Origin of the sequence: Citrobacter sp. Cf136 (assembly GCF_030333815.1) — a bacterium.
In the GTDB taxonomy this organism is placed as follows: Bacteria; Pseudomonadota; Gammaproteobacteria; order Enterobacterales; family Enterobacteriaceae; genus Citrobacter; species Citrobacter freundii.
In genome coordinates, this window is sequence record NZ_JAOWFE010000037.1 from 582,828 (window position 1) to 602,149 (window position 19,322).

Sequence of the window (19,322 nt, forward strand, 5' to 3'; positions counted from 1 at the left end):
GATGCCTATCAGACCTACGGGTAAAAGATAACGATTACCTGAAGGATGGACAGAACACATGAACTTACATGAATATCAGGCAAAACAACTTTTTGCCCGCTATGGCTTACCGGCACCGGTGGGTTATGCCTGTACTACTCCGCGTGAAGCAGAAGAAGCCGCTTCAAAAATCGGCGCTGGCCCGTGGGTAGTGAAATGTCAGGTTCACGCTGGTGGCCGCGGTAAAGCGGGCGGTGTGAAGGTTGTGAACAGCAAAGAAGACATTCGCGCTTTTGCTGAACACTGGCTGGGTAAACGTCTGGTGACTTACCAGACAGACGCTCATGGCCAACCGGTAAATCAGATTCTGGTTGAAGCCGCGACCGACATTGGTAAAGAACTTTACCTCGGCGCAGTTGTTGACCGTAGCTCCCGTCGCGTGGTCTTCATGGCCTCTACCGAAGGTGGCGTGGAAATCGAAAAAGTAGCGGAAGAAACCCCGCACCTGATCCACAAAGTGGCGCTCGATCCGCTGGCAGGCCCGATGCCTTACCAGGGGCGCGAGCTGGCGTTCAAACTGGGTCTGGAAGGTAAACAGGTTCAGCAGTTCACCAAGATCTTCATGGGTCTGGCGACTATCTTCCTGGAGCGCGACCTGGCGCTGATCGAAATCAACCCGCTGGTTGTCACCAAACAGGGTGACCTGATCTGCCTCGACGGCAAACTGGGCGCTGACGGCAACGCGCTGTTCCGCCAGGCTGACCTGCGCGAAATGCGCGACCAGTCTCAGGAAGATCCGCGTGAAGCGCAGGCTGCGCAGTGGGAACTGAACTACGTTGCGCTCGATGGCAACATCGGTTGTATGGTTAACGGTGCGGGCCTGGCAATGGGCACCATGGACATCGTTAAGCTGCACGGCGGCGAACCGGCTAACTTCCTCGACGTTGGTGGCGGTGCGACCAAAGAGCGTGTAACCGAAGCGTTCAAAATTATCCTCTCTGATGACAATGTTAAAGCCGTACTGGTTAACATCTTCGGCGGTATCGTACGTTGCGACCTGATCGCCGACGGTATCATCGGCGCGGTAGCAGAAGTAGGTGTAAACGTTCCGGTCGTGGTACGTCTGGAAGGTAATAACGCTGAACTCGGCGCGAAAAAACTGGCTGATAGTGGCCTGAATATTATTGCAGCGAAAAGTCTGACGGATGCAGCTCAGCAGGTTGTTGCCGCAGTGGAGGGGAAATAATGTCAGTTTTAATTAATAAAGATACCAAGGTTATCTGCCAGGGCTTCACCGGTAGCCAGGGGACATTCCACTCCGAACAAGCGATTGCTTACGGTACTCAGATGGTTGGCGGCGTAACGCCAGGTAAAGGCGGCACCACGCACCTGGGCCTGCCGGTGTTCAACACCGTGCGTGAAGCTGTAGAAGCGACTGGCGCTACCGCCACCGTTATCTACGTTCCGGCACCGTTCTGCAAAGACTCCATACTGGAAGCGATTGATGCTGGTATCAAACTGATTATCACCATCACCGAAGGCATCCCGACGCTGGATATGCTGACCGTGAAGGTGAAGCTGGATGAAGCTGGCGTGCGCATGATCGGCCCGAACTGCCCAGGTGTGATCACCCCGGGCGAGTGCAAAATCGGCATCATGCCGGGCCACATTCACAAGCCGGGTAAAGTGGGTATCGTTTCCCGTTCAGGTACCCTGACCTATGAAGCGGTTAAGCAGACTACCGACTACGGTTTCGGCCAGTCCACCTGTGTGGGCATCGGTGGTGACCCGATCCCAGGCTCTAACTTCATCGACATCCTGAAGCTGTTCCAGGAAGATCCGCAGACCGAAGCGATCGTCATGATCGGTGAAATCGGCGGTAGTGCAGAAGAAGAAGCCGCTGCATACATTAAAGATCATGTAACCAAGCCGGTTGTGGGTTACATCGCGGGTGTGACTGCACCGAAAGGTAAGCGTATGGGTCACGCGGGTGCGATCATCGCAGGTGGGAAAGGTACGGCGGATGAGAAATTCGCTGCGCTGGAAGCCGCAGGCGTGAAAACTGTTCGTAGCCTGGCCGATATCGGCGAAGCGCTGAAAACCGTTATTAAGTAATAAATAAAAAACAGCCCTGACTCTCTGCGTAGTCAAGGGCTGGTCCCGTTTCGACATGGTTGGCCATCTGATGATGGCCTTTTTTTATTTTTAGTTATCTGAATCTTGCAAATTACTCATAATCATCTGCATAAATGAGATTATTTTTTGCGGTGAACATCATTCTTTCTCTTGATTAAATTCTGCATATTACCGGCTTTAATTTCATTAATGCCGGAGGATACCGTGTCGTTGAAAATTCAGGATGATTACCTACAACGTTTTTTCTCAATAGCAAAGGTATTTTCCAGTGCGACTGGATTAGCCACCGTCGTGGTTGATGTTACCGGAAAAATTCTCTCGGATTGTCATAATTTTAATTCGTTCTGCACATTAATGCGGGCGGATGAACGCTATTGTGTGAGTTGTCAAAAGTGTGACAAGTATTGTGCTTTTGAAGGATTAAAACACCTTAAACCCAGAATACTCAGCTGTCATGCGGGGCTAAGTCTGTTTTCTATGCCATTAATTCGCGAGGGGAATCTGTACGGTTTTATGCTCTGTGGGCAGGTGCGGGCAAAATATCAGGAATATAAAACTATCATTATTGATAATGAATACTCATGGATGGATGAACCAAAAATAAAAACTGAATGGAGTAAGGTGGCGGTAGTCGATAATAATACGCTGGTGGCATCAGCAAATTTATTGAATTTTATTATTGATAATTTTGAGACAGAACAACAATCTGATGAGATTGTTATCCCAGCGACCAGTTACATGCGTCATTATTTTACAGAACCTTCCCGACACGAGAAAAAGCTACTGGCAGCGTTGCGTTATATCGATGAGAATTTGTATGGTGAATTATCCCTTGAATCCGTAGCAGCTCACGTCTGCTTAAGCGCAAACTATTTCAGCCGTTTTTTTAAGAAACGGCAGGGCGTTAACTTTAAAACCTGGGTGAATCAGAAAAAAATGCAAAAAGCGGGAGAGTTATTGCACGATCCCGTTCATTCCATAGACAGCATTGCCCGGAAACTCCAATACGCACAAACCAGCTACTTTTGCCGCGTTTTCCGGGCGGCGCATCAAACGTCGCCCCAGTCTTTTCGTCATGCCAGACTCTCACAGTAAAGGTTTTCTGGCAGCTTGAAGGCTTCAGGGATAAAAGAGAGCCGATCGCTCAGGGTTACCACATCACCAATCACTATCAGTGCAGGGGGAAGGATGTTAGCTTCCTGCGCCTTGCTCAGTAGTGAACCGAGCGTACAGGTCAGTCGGCGCTGATTATCGCGGGTGGCAGACATAATTAGCGCTGCAGGCGTATCTGCTGATTTTCCACCCATCAATAATTCCTCACAGATAAACGCCAGATTGGCGATGCCCATGACGATAACCAGCGTACCATTCAGTTTTGCCAGTTGACGCCAGTCCTGCTGTTGGTTGCCCTCCCGTGTATGGCCGGTAACTACGTGAAACCCCGAGGCGAAATCGCGGTGTGTTACCGGAATCCCGGCATAGGTCAGGCCACCAATGGTTGAGCTGATACCCGGCACCACTTCAAACGGGATGCCCGTCTCGACGAGATCCTCAACTTCTTCAGCCCCGCGTCCAAAAACATACGGATCGCCACTTTTCAGGCGTACAATATTATTGTGAGTTTGGGCATACTGGACAAGCAGCGCATTGATTTCATCTTGGGGTACACAATGGAAGCCTGGGTTTTTGCCGACATTGATAAGCATGCAATCTGGTAATGCCCATTCCAAAATTTTAGGATTGACCAGCCGATCGTAAATAATGACATCAGCCTGTTTAATGCACATCATTGCTTTGAGGGTGAGCAATGAAATATCACCGGGACCTGCCCCAACGAGCCAGACCTTTCCGAAAGTTTTCACATTGTGTCCTTTATCACATCGATCAAAAAAAGGCAGAAACTACATCAAGGAATGATAAAAAGCAGTCGTTTGCCCGTAAGTTATAACGTGAAATTATCCAAAATTATCGCACTGATAATATTGATTAATCTCGCAAAGTTTTTTCTGCAATAAACAAGATGACTTGAAAAATTATTAAGAACTTATTGGCACTATTTGCTTAAGTTTAACCTTATTTAAATTGTGTTTATTGTTTCCCTTAAGTATTATTGGTTAATATTCATCCACCATCAGTGTGAGCAAATCATGGATTGGATCAATGACATTAATGGATGAAATAAAATATAACTCTCGATGCTTATCTGGGTGTCTTGAATTATTTTTTATAAATTAAACTATTTTTGCACGCTGCATATGGAAGAGGTTATGAGAGGAAAAATACCTAAGACGGAGTTGCTGGTAACTTTTGAAGTTGTTGCGCGTCACGAAAGTTATACCCGGGCAGCTGAAGAGCTGGCCCTAACACAAAGTGCTGTTTTCCGCCAGGTAAATGCACTGGAGGATTTTCTCAATACCGCGCTATTTAATCACGCCAAAAAACGCATTTTTTTAAATGCGGCGGGCAAACACTATTTAAGCATCGTTAAAGAAACGTTAAATAAGCTTGAACGAGATACGACGACGATAATGACCTGGCAGCCGACGGTACAGGTTATTGAGCTGGCGGTGAATCCGACGTTCAGCACGCACTGGCTGATCCCAAACCTGCGGGAATTTAACAAACTTAATCCTGATATTATCGTGAACATTCATTCCCTGGCGAATATTGGTGATTTTCTCAATCGAGAGTATGACGCGGCAATCATGCGCGAAGACTTTTATTCGCCATGGTCAGGGGTTGAGTACCTGTTTGAAGAGGAGATTCTGCCGGTATGCAGTCGCTGTTTGCTGGCCGAACCGGAACGAAAACTGGCGGTAAACGAATTACTAAACGAATTCCCGCTATTGCACCAAAGCACGCGTATCAAAGGTTGGCAGGAATGGTTTGCGCTGTCAGATGTCAGCAGTCCGCTGGTGAATAAAGGTCCGAGATTTGATTTGTTATCGATGCTGATCGCGGCGGTCCGCTCTAATCTGGGCGTTGCGCTGCTCCCGCGTTTTGCCATTCAGCACGATCTGGACAGTGGCGATATGGTCATTCCTTGCGATGTTCCGATGCGTACCGGAAATCGATTTATTATGACATGGCGTGAAGAAAAATCGGAATCCGAGCATTTACAGATTTTCCGCAACTGGTTGCTCAGTAAGTCCGTAGTATCGGCTGCCTGAGGGTGGCTTATGCCTTATCAGGCCTACAACGATGGGTAGGCCGGATAAGACGCGTTAGCATCGTTATCCGGCAAAAGAACGGCTACCAGTCGATCCCAATCTGTGCCTGAATACCGCGGTCAAACGCGTGTTTGACCGGGCGTATTTCACTGACCGTATCGGCCAGTTCCAGTAACAGCGTATGGCATCCGCGTCCTGTGACGATAACGCTCTGACCGGCAGGACGATTTTCGATGGCGCTGATAACCTCTTGCGTATCCAGATAGTGGTAAGCCAGCATGTAGGTGAGTTCATCCAGCACCACTAGATCGTAATGCGCATCAGCCAGCATGCGCTTACTTTCCTGCCAGACAATTGTTGCCGCCTCGATATCTGCTTGCCGATTTTGGGTTTCCCAGGTAAATCCGGTACCCATAATATGGAATTCGACGCCGAGCGGTTGCAGTGTGTTGTACTCACCATTATCCCACTGACCTTTAATAAACTGCGCGATGCCAACGGTTTTTCCGTGACCCACTGCGCGCGTTGCCGTGCCAAAGGCTGCGGTGGATTTTCCTTTTCCGTTGCCGGTGAAGACAATCAGGATCCCTTTCTTCTCCGTTGCCGCCGCTACGCGGGTATCAACCTGCTCTTTCAGCTTCTGCTGACGCTGACGGTGTCTGTCGTTATTGGCGCGCGCTTCCATGGAAACTCCTTAATGCCCTGCCGGACAGGTTGCGCAGCGATGCTGCTGCTCGAACTGGCTGAAGAAGTTATTACCTTTGTCATCCACTAATACGAAGGCGGGCATATTTTTAACTTCCATCATCCACACCGCTTCCATTCCCAGTTCTGGATATTCAAGACACTGCAGACTCTTCACGTACTGTTGCGCCAGTAGGGCTGCGGCACCGCCAATGCTGCCGAGGCTAAATCCACCGTGTTTGTGACAGGCATCAGTGACCTGCTGGCTGCGGTTACCTTTGGTGAGCATAATGAGGCTGCCGCCTTGTGCCTGGAAAGCATCGACATACCCATCCATGCGCCCGCCGGTGGTGGGTCCCATTGAGCCACAGGCCTGATTTTCCGGGGTTTTGGCTGGACCAGCATAGTAAACGATATGCTTTTTCATGTATTCCGGCATCGGTTCACCGTTATCCAGTCGCGCTTTGATGTTCGCGTGAGCGATATCGCGAGCCACAACAATCGGGCCGCTTAACGACAGACGTGTACCAATGGGCAAGGCGGAGAGATCATGCAGGATCTCGCGCAGCGGACGGTTCAGATCCAGTTGTACGGTCTGGGCGCCGTTTTCTACCCGGTGAGAATCGGGGATAAATTTGCCCGGATTATGCTCGAGTTTTTCCAGCCAGATACCGTGTTTATTAATTTTGGCTTTAATATTGCGGTCGGCAGAGCAGGAGAGGGCCATCGCGATTGGGCAGGAGCCGCCGTGGCGCGGTAAGCGAATTACGCGAATATCGTGGGCAAAGTATTTGCCGCCAAACTGCGCCCCGATGCCAAACTCACGGCTGGCATTGAGCAACTCGGCTTCCAGCGCCGTATCACGGAACGCCTGGCCCAGCTCGTTCCCGCTGGTGGGCAGATTATCGTAATATTTGGTTGAAGCCAGTTTGGCGACTTTCAGCGTCTGGTCGGCGGATAAGCCCCCAACCACAAAAGCGATGTGATACGGCGGACAAGCGGCTGTACCCAGTGATTTCATTTTTTCGATCAGGAACGCGGTGAGCTTTTCCGGCTGCAGAATGGATTTGGTTTCCTGGAATAACGCCGCCTTATTGGCAGAACCGCCGCCTTTGTTGACGAACAGGAATTTATATTCATTGCCCGGCGTGGCGCTGATGTCGATTTGCGCCGGCAGGTTTGTCTGAGTATTGACCTCGGTATACATGTCCAGCGGGGCATTTTGCGAGTAACGCAGATTGTTTTCGGTGAAGGTGGTATACACGCCTTTGCTTAAGGCTTCGGCGTCATCGCCGCCTGTCCAGACATGTTGTCCTTTGCAGGCCACAATGGTTGCCGTCCCGGTGTCCTGGCAGTTAGGCAGTACACCTTTAGCTGAAACCTCTGCATTGCGCAGCAGCTGCAATGCGACGTACTTATCGTTACCGCTGGCCTGTGGGTCGTGCAAAATGCTGGCAATCTGTTTTAAATGTCCGGCGCGCAGGAAAAATGAAGCCTCATAAAACGCCTGCTGTGCTAACAAGGTTAACGCTTCCGGTGCAACCTTGATAACTTCCTCTCCGTCTAACTCCGTTACCGTAACGTGCTGGTTACTGAGTAATTCATATTCGGTACTATCTTTACTCTGAACAAAGAGTTCCTGCCAGACAAATGGTTTAGACATGTTTACTTCTCACCTCTTCGTATTGTTTGCCGGATAAGCAATGTGCCATCCGGCGTAAAGTTATTTGGCTAAAAAGACGTTGGCTTTTGTCGCTTCGGCGACATATTCGATAGTTTTTTGGGCACGAACGCTGTTTCCGGCTTCATCAAGCGGCGGAGAATAGACCGCAATCGCATATTCGCCTGGGACGACGGCAACCATGCCGCCGCCGACGCCGCTTTTCGCCGGAATGCCAACGGTGTACAGCCATTTACCGCTGCCGTCGTACAGTCCGGCAATTGCCATTTCTGCCAGTACCTGTGGAACATATTTCTCATTCAGCAACTGTTTGCCGTTGAACGGAGATTTGCCTTTGTTCGCCAGTACGGCACCCATTTTGGCCAGTTGCTCAACGGTGATATCCACCGAGCACTGGCGGGTATAAATTTCAACGGCTTCGTCAGTGTTGCCATAGAAGCTGTTATAGGATTCCATCAGTTTGGCCAGCGCCTGATTGTGCTGGTTGGTTTCCATTTCAGATTTGAAAACCGGTTCGTTTACGGTGAGAGTGGCGTCGGCCCAGACGTTCAGGTTGTCGAGGATTTTGTTCCAACGATCGGTTTTGTCTTTGGCTTCAATCAGGCTAACGGTGCTCATGGCCCCGGCGTTTACCAGTGGGTTTTCAGGCGCGCCTTTGGTCAGTTCAACGGCCAAACCTGAGTTGAACGGCATGCCGGTGGCATTGGCGCCAAGTTTATCCAGCACTACCTGTGGACCGTGCTGCTCCATGGCGAGCGCCATGGTGAACACTTTACTCAGGGATTCCATTGGGAAAGGTTTGTTAACATCGCCAACCTGGTAGATCTTGCCGTCCACCGTCGCAATGGTGATGGCAAAATTTTTCGGGCTATAGGTCGCCAGAGCAGGGATGTAGTCGGCGACTTTTCCATCGTTATTACTTTTGTACTTCTGATGAGCCTGTTCTATCAGCTTGGCGTAGTCGGGCGTGGTTTGCGCGAATGTGGTTGCGCTAAACAAGACGCTGAAAGAAAAGAGACTCACGCCGATAATTGTTTTATTCATTGTGCGTTCCTGTTGGTGTGCTCATCTTGATGCCGGATGGCGGCGTACCGCCTAATCCGGCCTACGGATAGTTAAACGTTATGTAGGCCGGATAAGCGCAAGCGCCATCCGGCAATAACGTAGTATCAGGACAAAGCGACTTCCGTTTCGGTAACCGGGCGTTCCTGTTCCGGTGACTTCACTGGCGCAGTTCCACGGCAACCCTGGCCGAAGTGTTCGCCTTCCCAACGGCCCACAATGGCAGCGCCCATGGCGTTACTCATGACGTTGGTAGCGGAACGACCCATATCGAGGAACGGATCGACGCCCATCAGAAGGATCAAACCCGCTTCCGGAATGTTGAACTGGTTCAGGGTAGCGGCGATAACGACCATCGAGGCACGCGGTACACCCGCCATCCCTTTAGAAGTCAGCATCAGAATTAACAGCATGGTAATTTGCTCGCCCATGCTCAGTTCGATGTTGCACGCCTGAGCAATAAAGACAGTGGCAAAGGAGCAATAAGCCATGGAGCCGACCAGGTTAAAGGAGTAACCGATAGGCAGAACGAAGCTGGCGATTTTTGAAGAAACACCGAATTTTTCCAGCTTGTCCAGCGTACCCGGGAAGGCGGCTTCAGAGCTTGAAGTGGTAAAGGCCAGCAGAGCGGGTTCGAGGATTGATTTAGTTAACCGTGCGATGCAAGGCCCGACGATCATAGTAGACAGGCCAATCAGGATCGCCCACAGCATACCCAGCGTCAGGTAGAACTCACCCATGAAGATCCCGGCGCTAACCATCACACCCAGACCACGTTCGGCAATCAGACCTGAAATAGCGGCAAAAACGGTCAGTGGCGCAAACAGCATGACGTAACCCGTCAGCTTCAGCATCACGTGCACCAGTGAATCCAGCACTTTCACAATAGGGTCGGCTTTTTCACCAATCGCAGCGAGGCTGCAACCAAGGAAGATTGAGAACACGACGATCTGAAGAATTTCGTTACGCGCCATCGCATCGACAATACTGGTCGGTACCGCGTGTGAGATGAACACTTTCAGCGTGAATGGCTCTGACTTAACGGCGGCAACAGCGCCGACATCATGTGGCACAAAGTTGATACCTGCGCCTGGCTGGAAGATATTTACGATAACCAGACCCAGCGCGATTGACAGCAATGACGCGCAAATAAACAGGAAGAAGGTTTTCGAAAATATACGTCCCAGCGTTTTAGCATCGCCCATTTTGGCAATACCCACAACCAGAGTTGAAATAACCAATGGTGCGATAATCATTTTCACCATACGTAAGAATATAGTGGTAAAAATGGAAATGTCTGCTGCATAAGATTTTGCTGTTTCAGCCGCGGCCATATTATTTATGGCCACCCCGGCAATCATGCCGAGTATCAGGCCTAATATGATCATCTTCGTTAAACTTATTTTCTTCATGTGTACTCCATCGGATAAAGGTTGGTAATTGGAATTGTGTAGGGTGGCGTGCGCCTGAGCCTGGACAGCAGCTTAGACGCACGCCTGTTGTGACCAACCGCATGAATAATTCGAAGCACTGTGATACAGCTGAATTCTGTGCCCCAATGGTTGTTATTGTGTTTTTTGTTACAAGTCGAACTCAATACTTAATAATGGTGCGTGTTGCTGTGCACCATAAACATCATTGTCACCGACGTTACCGGAAATAATATCGCGCGGCATGACGATTTTTACGGCATTCGCCGGATCGAACCATACAATATTGTGAATAAAGTCAGGTTTAACGTTATATAAACCGGCAATAAGCTGCGGTGTTAATTGCTCTGAGCGTTTTACGCGCTGATAATCTTCCCGGGTTTTAAATAAAATATCTAAAACCAGTTCGTACGGTCCGGCGTTTTTCGAGCGAATAACTTGTGCCAGTGAACAAATTGAGTGTTTCATGCCTGAACTCCTTCTGGCGTCACCTGTTCAATGTGGAAATCAAAACGCAGCGCATCACTCGCTTCAATCAGGTGATAGATCGAGAACTCATACACCGGCCCACTCTGAATATCAGATGGCGAGAACGGGAAGGCGAGGTTGCCCGCAGTCGCAATGCGATTTTCATAGCCGTAGTGCAGCAGGGTAGAGCGCACCAGCGAGCAAACGCTGTTGGCTATGTCCTGCGTCGGCGCAACGACATCCAGTAAAATTCCCAGTTCATGGCCCGCAGTTTTCATCGGCTCATGGTTGCCCATCACACCGTTCTTACCGTACAAGTGGAACGTCATGCGGATACTGTCGTCATTCAGGGAGAGGTTACGTGCAACGCTTGCCTGTACCTCTTCAAGAATCGTGTCAATCCCGGCAATCATAATCGGGTCGCGTGTTCCGGCGATGGTCAGGCAACGGAAGCCAACCTGGCGTGCACCTTCCAGTTTCAACGCATACGGTGTTTCTTCATGGCGTGAACCGCTGACATACACTTCACCCTCGTTAACCTGGGTAAAGGTGCACGCTTTTAGGTTCAGCACACCGCCTGGCCCTGGCAGGAAGTAAGGATCTGACTTCTCGTACAGGGTGTGCGCCGCAGCAGAAGTTTCAGTGAACTTACGCTTGGGATTGAACGCCTTCAGCGTAAAGCCGTTGTCGTCGATAATCCCCATCGCACAATCGGAGCCGGAGCCAGGGGTGGCGGCAATGGCAGCACACTCAAGGATCTTACCGCAATGAAGCGCCAGACCTTCATCAAAGCCCTGCATAATCGGCAGCGCGGCGAAGCAGGCCGGATCGTAGGCTCGTCCGCCCAGGACCACCTGTGCACCGGCTTTCAGCGCACGCTGGAAAGGCTCGACGCCCATCTGCGCGACAATGTAGGTGCTCTCTTCAATGGCCTCGTGAGTCAGTTCAGGCACAAAATCGAGCGCGGTGATTTTGCCGTTATCCAGTGCCTGATGAACGATTTCTTTGTCGACATCAGACGGAATTAGCGCCATTGAGAAAGACAGTTTTTCTTCCTGCGCGATCTCATGGATTATTTGGCGACACCACTCCAGATGCGGAGCTGCGCCAGAACCACCGGCTGTGCCGATCACTACCGGGATGTTGTTCTTAACGCCTGCCACAATCATATAGCGCAGATCGCGTTTCACACCGGCCCTGTCAGTAAAGGGTTTACCTGCCCCCAGGTAGTGGGGGCCAGGATCGGAGGAACCTGCGTCAACAGCAATAAGATCCGGTGACTCTTCCATGGCTTTACGAAAACTTTCTTCCGGGAAGCCATAACCCAGGATAGCCGTAGGCGATAAGATCTTAAATGTGCGTGCCATCTCTTAATCCTTAGTTTGCAACAGCGCGATGGTGCGGTTCATTTCGTTAAACACGATGTTGAGACCTTCATCGAAACCCATACCCGGTTTGATCAGCATGCGCATTGGACGCGCGGCCAGCGCGACGTGTACGCAGGTACGAGCACTGATTTCCGTTTCGTTACAGGTACCGCCCTGATAGGCTTCCATTCCGTGTTTGTTGCAATACAGCACTGCATCAACGATGTTGTGAATACCGCCCAGATCCGGGGTTTTAATCTGCACCATGTGGCAGCTGCCCGCGTCGGTGAAGTCCACGATGTCCTGATAGGTGTTACACCATTCATCCGCAACGATTTTCACGCCGGAACCCAGACGAGTCAGCTCCTGAGTGATCTCGGTTAACATGCGGATCTGATCCGGCTTGTTACCGGCATCAACCGGGCCTTCAATGTACAGCGGTAGACCTTGAGCTTCGGCTTCCAGGCTGGCGATGTATTCGGCGCAACGCACTGGATCCATATCGAAGATCAGACCAATGGTGCCGTAGACATCAATATGCAGCGTCGGGTGATAGCTTTCGTTGGTGCGCAGGCTCAGGATGCGGTTAGACAACCAGCGGACGTACTCACGCAGTTTTTCACCTTTAAAGCCCAGCTTCTCTTCAACGTTATTGATCAGGGCATGCGGCAGGACATCCACACCTTTGAGGATCATCTTGTCGACGGCGATATAACGGTCGTCGCCGCTCTGACCAAATAACGGAATGGCTTCCGGAACGCATGGCAGTTGCCATTCATCACAAACCACTTCGGCTTTCAGACGACCGGTAGCCAGTGCCGCCGCGTCGAGCAGTGCCTGAGACAGACCATAACGTACGGCGGTATGCAGCAGATGGCCGTCAATACGCAATTCATCAAAGAAACGGGCGTTGGTCAGGAACGAATCAACGTCACGACCTTCCAGCAACGGCTTGATGTGGTCGTTGAGGAACGGAATGAAGTTTTCAGCCAGGAACAGCGGGTCACGACCGCCTGCACCTGAATATTGCACCGCTGCGCAATCGCCCACAGCTACCGCGCCGTTTTCCAGAATCAGTTGTACGGAAACACATTCACCCGCCTGACGAACAGAGGTAAATCCAGGCGTGACCGGATCGCCGGTGTAGATAAACCCGTCATGACCGGCGCCATTTTTGATGGCCTGCTGATCGTCAAAATAAAATGAGGAGTAGCCAGCGGTGAAAAGGGCCTTTTTGATTTTCATTATGGTCTTCCTATTAATTTACTGTGGGATACGGCGTTGATGTCATCAATGACCATCTGGAAAGAAGGCTTGCGGCCTTCAAAATGTGCGCGCTCTGCGACATAGTCGTGGTGCAGGGCGAGAATATCTTTCGGCAGCGGCACGGCACCGGCTTCAAGAATACGGATTGCGCCTGTGTTATCGCGAACAGGCAGGATCTTACCGGCGTTACAGGCGGCAGGAGCGAAAGGTACATCCAGTACGCCAGCTTCAAAGGCCAGCACCGTACCGCGCGCAATGTCGCCATTGCCCAGTTCGAAGACTTTCTTCAACACCGCGCGGACTTCGCTCTTAATCAGGTCAACTTCCTGCTCCACGGCAGCGCACTGCGGGAATTTCTGGTCGCTGACCATGTTGAGCATCTGGCGTGACGCTTTCAGACCCTGGGCGTTAGCTGCGGCGGTTGGGATACCGAACGCTTCGTGCGGGCTTTTGGTTATCACTTTTGTGGCACCCGACATACCAGCAACCGCTGCACCCCAGGCGATAACGGAGAAGGCTTTCGCTTCATCTTCCGGGAATCCGCCCATCCACTGGTGGAAAACGGTGCTCAGTTCGTAATCGTCGAAGCCATGGTTATGGAAGTATTCGTGGGACAGTTCACGCAGCGCCTGAATAGCGGCGATATCCTGCGTCAGGCTACCGACCTGGCCGTAGCCGACGGTAATGGATTTCACGCCTTGTTCCAGCGCCAGCAGACCTTCAATAATCGCCACCGAGTGGGACATAAACGGCGGGATCAGGGTACCGGTCAGCGGGCCAAACGGCTCACGGTTGATGCGAATGCCGTTCTCTTCGTACAGACCCATCAGACGGTCGCAGTACTGCCAGTCGCGAATGGATTTTTCCAGGGTGACGCGTTTGGCGTAAGGGATGTTGTAGGAGATACCGCCGCCTTCGTAGCTGGTGAAGCCACTGGCCATGGCGATTTCTGCCAGCAGGCGCGCATCCGGTGTACCGTGGCGAACCTGGATCGGTTTTTCCAGCGATTCAGTCATCCGGCGGCAGGCAGCAACCCCGTGATTGACGACTGGTAAACCATTCAGCTTGGAAGTACCTGCTTCGATGGATTTCTGGATCCCGACAGCGGCTTCTTCATAGCGGTTCAGACGGGTATAGGCATCGATAGTACTCGGCAGGAGGTCGCACTCTTCCTGCAATGTTTTGAGCAGCGCAATATGCTCATCCATTAATGCTACGCCTGCACGCGGCTGGCTCAGGGTTTTACCTTCCTGATCGGCTCTCAGCAGGGCAAGGGAGAAGCGTTTTTTATCTGGAATTGATTGCTGGTACTTCACGCCATCTTCGAAGTTCTCAACGTCTTTGCCGGTTTCCCAGGTTTGTAATACCTGATGCCTTTCGGTCATGAATTCGTCATGGGTCAATTTTTTATTTCGAAGTTCCATTCGTAGCTGCCTTAAGTTTTATAGGGTTAAACACTGAATGCTGGTGCGAGCAGCGGCTTGCGGGTACAGCCTGGCGACGTTTGCCAGAAGCGGGAGCAGGCCATTTGAATCGCGGTAATACTCAAACTGATTCGGTAACAGAATTCTTTTCCCCTGGTCGTCCAGCTCCCGGTATTTGAGCCAGTTATGGATATCGAACTGGCTGGCGCGAGAGAGCCATCCCCCTGAACCGACGACTTTGCGTACGGTGGTGAGATCGCGACCCATCTGTAAATCCACGTTACCCACGCAGGTGCAAACCTGCTTTTTAGTGCCCGCGTGGCGCTCAGCGGCATAGCCCACGCATAAACCTGCCAGCAGGGTGTCGAAATATTTCTCTTCCTCACTGAGTGGCAGGTAATCCGGTTGCCCTACCAGATGGCGCAGGTAGCGATAAAACGCTTCCTCGCGCTGTGGTTGTTGGGCGAAGATGACTTTCACCATATCCTGCGTGCTTTCTCCCACCACGACGGCGGAAACGCGCATGCCCAGGTCGCCTTCTACTGTACGTTTGACGAACGGTTCAGGAACACCATGCAGGACGGTATCGGGGGAGAGGGTATTCGCGCTGGCCGAATAGACATCCGTGGTGGCTCCGCCCATATCAATCAGCATGAATTCCTTCCATGCGCTGTCGTAATCGCTAATGGCTTTGACTAACTCATAGACCGTCCATGGCGTCGGCATTGGCTCTTCGCCTGTTTCGCCAACAATGACGTCCAGACCTTTGCCTTTGACAATACGTGACAAGAACACATCACAAATCGCCTGGCGTGCGGCAAACGGATTCGGGTGATCGAGGTCAGGCAGAATGTTGTCTACCGTGGTCAAATCCTTATGTCCCAGAATCGTTTGTATTTCGTCCTGAATGTCCCGGTTTCCGGCGTAGATAATGGCGCAATCAAGCTTTGAGCCTGCCAGCGCATGCGCATTCGCCAGGCCGTAACTTTCTTCGCCACCGTCTGTACCGCCGGTAAACAGCAGAATATCTGGAGGGGATGACTCCAGCTCCTGGATGTCATGACGGTTCAGCTTGTACGAATAATATTGCGCGATTTTCGCTCCTGCCGAATGGGCGGTAACTTTTGCCGATTCCAACGTAATGGAAGGCACCAGCCCCATTGCTGCAACGGCAAGCCCACCTTTCGCTGAGGAGGAGTATTTCAACTGCACTTCACCACTTTTCAGTAACGGGCGAGCATCGGCAACATTCAGCACCTGATTCAGGCTGGCAAAAAAACCGTCTGCCAGATGATGTGTGGTGGTTGGGGTCAGGACATGGTTTACCAGGGTTAATTCCTCGCCTTCATGGGCGAAGAGGGCTGCCTTGGTCCATGTCGAGCCGATATCGACAGAAACTGTTTGCATCAGATGGCCTCTTCCAGGCAACGCTGTTCGAGGCCATTGTGTTGGTGAATATCATTAGTGATAAGCGCGCAAACATCTTCCAGATCGTGACTGGGGGCGAAGACCCGGTTAAAGCCCATCTCTTTAAACTTTACTTCCACATCGGCGAAGTCATGTTTACCGACGACCAGGTTGCCGCCGACGTACAGCAGAATGTCGCCAAGGCCGCGTTCGATGCAGCGCTCACGTAATCCGAGGCAATCAATGTCGCCATGACCGTAGATAGAGGACACCACGATGGCATCGGCGCCTGTTTCAATCGCAGCATCAATATATTCATCCTGGCTCACCATCACCCCGAGGTTGATTACGTGAAAATCATGAGCGGTAAAAACGCGATCCAGAACTTTATTACCTACTGCATGGCAGTCAGCACCGATGACGCCAATAACAAGTGTAGATTTCTTCATGGGTAATCCTCTGTAGGGCTGATGGTCAATAAGTGAAATTATTTTCTAATATTTAGAACATGGATTGTGACAACCTCTTAATAGGGTTGGAGTTTCTGTGGAAGCGAAAAAGGAAGCAATTGATCTATTTTCAAAATATCCTGAGAAAAATGATTGTTATATTTGGTTGTTATAAAATCCCTTTATAATCAGTAGGATGTATCATATTCTCTTGGCCGGTTTTAATTTATTAGAAAAATGGGTAATAAATTACTTGCCATGTTTGTGATCGAAATCTTATTTTGTTATGCGCGCCATTTATGTCGTGTTTTTAATAATTTCAAAAATCACAATTACTAATTAACTTGTGAACGACGTAACGGTTTTTTATTTTTTAATCTTATATGTCACAATTCATTTTTGTTAATTTTAGGATAAAAATGATAATGAAATGTTTGTGGCATATTTAATCTTTGCCACATAAGTGCAGAGTGGGCGTTAAAGATAACTTTCAGTGATGATTTAAGCGAAACGCCAGCGTTTTCTCGCAGAACACCAAACGCAATGCATCGGTCAATGTGGAACGTTTTCTCTTCCAGCTGAGATAGTTACATCTCGGTGTTAATTATAAGTAAAATTTAAATGAATAATTTGTATGAAATAACAAGTCCATGACTTGCTAAACAAAAAACTGTGAGCTACCTAGCATTAGTGATTCTTTATCTGCTATCAATTTTGTCAGCCGGGCTGGTTAAAAGATCGTGTACATTTAAATAAATATCCTATCATTTGTAGTAACGGCAATTACTCATTGAAAAACATGTTGTTAACATCGTATTCACTAGTCATGCGAGTGTTAAACACTATTAACATTAAATTTGAAAATTGATTTAAATCAATGTTTAAAACTTGGAAAACAGCATCAAAAGAGGTTAAATTGCTGCAGATCAAATTGGTCTGAAAGTGGTAAATTAGCTATAAATTGATCACTATCGAAAAATGCAAATTTGTCTCGATAAAAACCTGTTTATTGTAAGGATTTTACGGCGTAATATAATTGCGGGATCAATTTGAGTGTTTTATTAACATGTTTGTAACCTTTCTCCATTGTCCTTTCTTCACAAGAGAAGAAAGAGTAGCGGCGTAAGGAAGCAGATAAATTTGTATTGGGGCATGCGTGTGACCCTTTCTAACGGGGTTCACTCTCGGAGTCTTCATGCGATGAGCAAGGAGTCATGATGTTAGATATAGTCGAACTGTCGCGCTTACAGTTTGCCTTGACCGCGATGTACCACTTCCTGTTTGTGCCACTGACGCTCGGTATGGCGTTCTTGCTGGCCATTATGGAAACGGTCTACGTCCTTTCCGGCAAACAGATTTATAAAGATATGACCAAGTTCTGGGGCAAGTTGTTTGGTATCAACTTCGCTCTGGGTGTGGCTACCGGTCTGACCATGGAGTTCCAGTTCGGGACTAACTGGTCTTACTACTCCCACTATGTAGGGGATATTTTCGGTGCGCCACTGGCGATCGAAGGTTTGATGGCCTTCTTCCTCGAATCCACCTTTGTAGGTCTGTTCTTCTTCGGCTGGGACCGTTTGGGTAAAGTCCAGCATATGTGTGTCACCTGGCTGGTGGCCCTGGGTTCTAACCTGTCTGCGTTGTGGATTCTGGTTGCGAACGGCTGGATGCAGAACCCAATCGCAGCGGATTTCAACTTCGAAACCATGCGTATGGAGATGCTGAGCTTCTCTGAACTGGTGCTCAACCCGGTAGCACAGGTGAAATTTGTTCACACTGTGGCATCTGGTTATGTATGCGGCGCGATGTTCGTTCTGGGTATCAGCTCCTACTATATGTTGCGCGGTCGTGACTTCGCGTTTGCTAAACGTTCTTTTGCCATCGCTGCCAGCTTTGGTATGGCTGCCATTCTGTCTGTTATCGTTCTGGGTGATGAATCCGGTTACGAAATGGGCGACGTGCAGAAAACCAAACTCGCAGCGATTGAAGCAGAATGGGAAACTCAGCCTGCACCGGCTTCCTTTACGCTGTTCGGTATTCCGGACCAGGATGCGCAGGAAAACCATTTTGCGATTCAAATTCCTTATGCGCTGGGCATCATCGCCACCCGCTCTGTTGATACACCGGTCATTGGTCTGAAAGACCTGATGGTGCAGCACGAAGAGCGTATCCGTAACGGGATGAAAGCGTATCAGTTGCTGGAAGAACTGCGTGCTGGTACTACCGACCAGGTCGTTCGCGACCAGTTCAACAGCATGAAGAAAGACCTGGGTTATGGTCTGCTGCTGAAACGCTATACGGATAACGTCACCGACGCGACCGAAGCGCAAATTCAGCAGGCAACGAAAGATTCTATCCCTCGCGTTGCGCCGCTGTACTTCGCTTTCCGTATCATGGTGGCATGCGGCATTCTGATGCTGGCAATTATCGCGGTGTCCTTCTGGACTGTGCTTCGTAACCGTATCGGTGAGAAAAAATGGCTACTGCGCACAGCGCTGTACGCGATTCCTCTGCCGTGGATTGCTATTGAATCCGGTTGGTTTGTCGCAGAGTACGGTCGTCAACCGTGGGCGATTGGTGAAGTGTTACCAACAGCCGTAGCGAACTCTTCGCTGACTGCTGGCGACCTCATCTTCTCGATGCTGTTGATTTGCGGCCTGTATACCCTGTTCCTGGTGGCTGAACTTTATCTGATGTTCAAGTTCGCACGCCTTGGGCCGAGTAGCCTGAAAACCGGTCGTTATCACTACGAGCAGTCCACTGTGACTTCTCAGCCGGCACGCTAAGACAGGAGTCGTC

General features: G+C 50.1%; 16 protein-coding genes. 5 read left to right on the forward strand and 11 right to left on the reverse strand.

Translation table 11 applies throughout. From position 1 onward, the window contains the following. The first annotated feature begins 58 nt into the window (after positions 1–58). From sucC to OGV98_RS16555, 3 genes are all read left to right on the forward strand, one after another. The gene (gene sucC / locus OGV98_RS16545; protein ID WP_003022927.1) at positions 59–1,225 is read left to right on the forward strand and encodes an ADP-forming succinate--CoA ligase subunit beta; all 1,167 of its coding nucleotides are present in this window, start codon (positions 59–61) and stop codon (positions 1,223–1,225) included. Next, the gene (gene sucD, locus OGV98_RS16550; protein ID WP_003022929.1) at positions 1,225–2,094 is read left to right on the forward strand and encodes a succinate--CoA ligase subunit alpha; all 870 of its coding nucleotides are present in this window, start codon (positions 1,225–1,227) and stop codon (positions 2,092–2,094) included. Before sucC ends, sucD begins: the two co-directional genes overlap by 1 nt. 225 nt (positions 2,095–2,319) lie before the next feature. Further along, positions 2,320–3,210 (forward strand): PocR ligand-binding domain-containing protein, encoded by an 891-nt coding sequence (locus tag OGV98_RS16555; protein ID WP_049014667.1) that lies wholly within the window; start codon positions 2,320–2,322, stop codon positions 3,208–3,210. Here the strand turns inward: OGV98_RS16555 and cobA are convergent. After that, entirely contained in the window at positions 3,189–3,977 is a 789-nt protein-coding gene (gene cobA / locus OGV98_RS16560; RefSeq protein ID WP_202580678.1) for a uroporphyrinogen-III C-methyltransferase, read from the reverse strand. The two genes, OGV98_RS16555 and cobA, sit on opposite strands and share 22 nt — an antisense overlap. Before the next feature lie 405 nt (positions 3,978–4,382). Between cobA and OGV98_RS16565 the strand changes: the two genes are divergently transcribed. Next, positions 4,383–5,285 carry a LysR substrate-binding domain-containing protein gene (locus OGV98_RS16565; RefSeq protein WP_003022936.1) on the forward strand — a complete coding sequence of 301 codons (903 nt, stop codon included), beginning with the start codon at positions 4,383–4,385 and terminating at the stop codon, positions 5,283–5,285. A gap of 82 nt (positions 5,286–5,367) precedes the next feature. Here the strand turns inward: OGV98_RS16565 and cobO are convergent, their stop codons facing one another. The 10 genes from cobO to glmS form a co-directional block, all read right to left on the reverse strand. Then, positions 5,368–5,970, reverse strand: a complete 603-nt coding sequence (gene cobO / locus OGV98_RS16570) for a cob(I)yrinic acid a,c-diamide adenosyltransferase (protein ID WP_044701041.1) — start codon at positions 5,968–5,970, stop codon at positions 5,368–5,370. A gap of 9 nt (positions 5,971–5,979) precedes the next feature. Beyond that, entirely contained in the window at positions 5,980–7,632 is a 1,653-nt protein-coding gene (locus OGV98_RS16575; protein ID WP_003022941.1) for a class I fumarate hydratase, read from the reverse strand. A 60-nt stretch (positions 7,633–7,692) separates the two neighbouring features. Continuing rightward, entirely contained in the window at positions 7,693–8,694 is a 1,002-nt protein-coding gene (glsA, locus tag OGV98_RS16580) for a glutaminase A (protein ID WP_003022944.1), read from the reverse strand. Positions 8,695–8,819: 125 nt separating this feature from the next. Beyond that, positions 8,820–10,124 (reverse strand): dicarboxylate/amino acid:cation symporter, encoded by a 1,305-nt coding sequence (locus OGV98_RS16585; RefSeq protein WP_003022946.1) that lies wholly within the window; start codon positions 10,122–10,124, stop codon positions 8,820–8,822. A 168-nt stretch (positions 10,125–10,292) separates the two neighbouring features. Beyond that, entirely contained in the window at positions 10,293–10,610 is a 318-nt protein-coding gene (locus OGV98_RS16590; RefSeq protein WP_008320068.1) for a DUF4387 domain-containing protein, read from the reverse strand. Beyond that, on the reverse strand, positions 10,607–11,977 hold the full coding sequence (locus OGV98_RS16595; protein ID WP_003022951.1) for an acyclic terpene utilization AtuA family protein: 1,371 nt from the start codon (positions 11,975–11,977) through the stop codon (positions 10,607–10,609). The genes OGV98_RS16590 and OGV98_RS16595 overlap by 4 nt, the downstream gene beginning before the upstream one ends. 3 nt (positions 11,978–11,980) lie before the next feature. After that, complete coding sequence (locus OGV98_RS16600) at positions 11,981–13,222, reverse strand: methylaspartate ammonia-lyase (RefSeq protein ID WP_003022953.1); 1,242 nt, start codon at positions 13,220–13,222, stop codon at positions 11,981–11,983. Next, positions 13,222–14,667, reverse strand: coding sequence for a methylaspartate mutase subunit E (locus tag OGV98_RS16605; RefSeq protein ID WP_202580677.1), 1,446 nt, complete (start codon positions 14,665–14,667; stop codon positions 13,222–13,224). The genes OGV98_RS16600 and OGV98_RS16605 overlap by 1 nt, the downstream gene beginning before the upstream one ends. Positions 14,668–14,685: 18 nt before the next feature. Then, the gene (glmL, locus tag OGV98_RS16610) at positions 14,686–16,074 is read right to left on the reverse strand and encodes a methylaspartate mutase accessory protein GlmL (protein ID WP_003831429.1); all 1,389 of its coding nucleotides are present in this window, start codon (positions 16,072–16,074) and stop codon (positions 14,686–14,688) included. Next, entirely contained in the window at positions 16,074–16,523 is a 450-nt protein-coding gene (gene glmS / locus OGV98_RS16615) for a methylaspartate mutase subunit S (RefSeq protein ID WP_003022963.1), read from the reverse strand. The genes glmL and glmS overlap by 1 nt, the downstream gene beginning before the upstream one ends. Before the next feature lie 1,217 nt (positions 16,524–17,740). Here glmS and cydA point away from each other — a divergent pair. Then, complete coding sequence (gene cydA / locus OGV98_RS16620) at positions 17,741–19,309, forward strand: cytochrome ubiquinol oxidase subunit I (RefSeq protein ID WP_286551873.1); 1,569 nt, start codon at positions 17,741–17,743, stop codon at positions 19,307–19,309. Positions 19,310–19,322 lie beyond the last annotated feature (13 nt).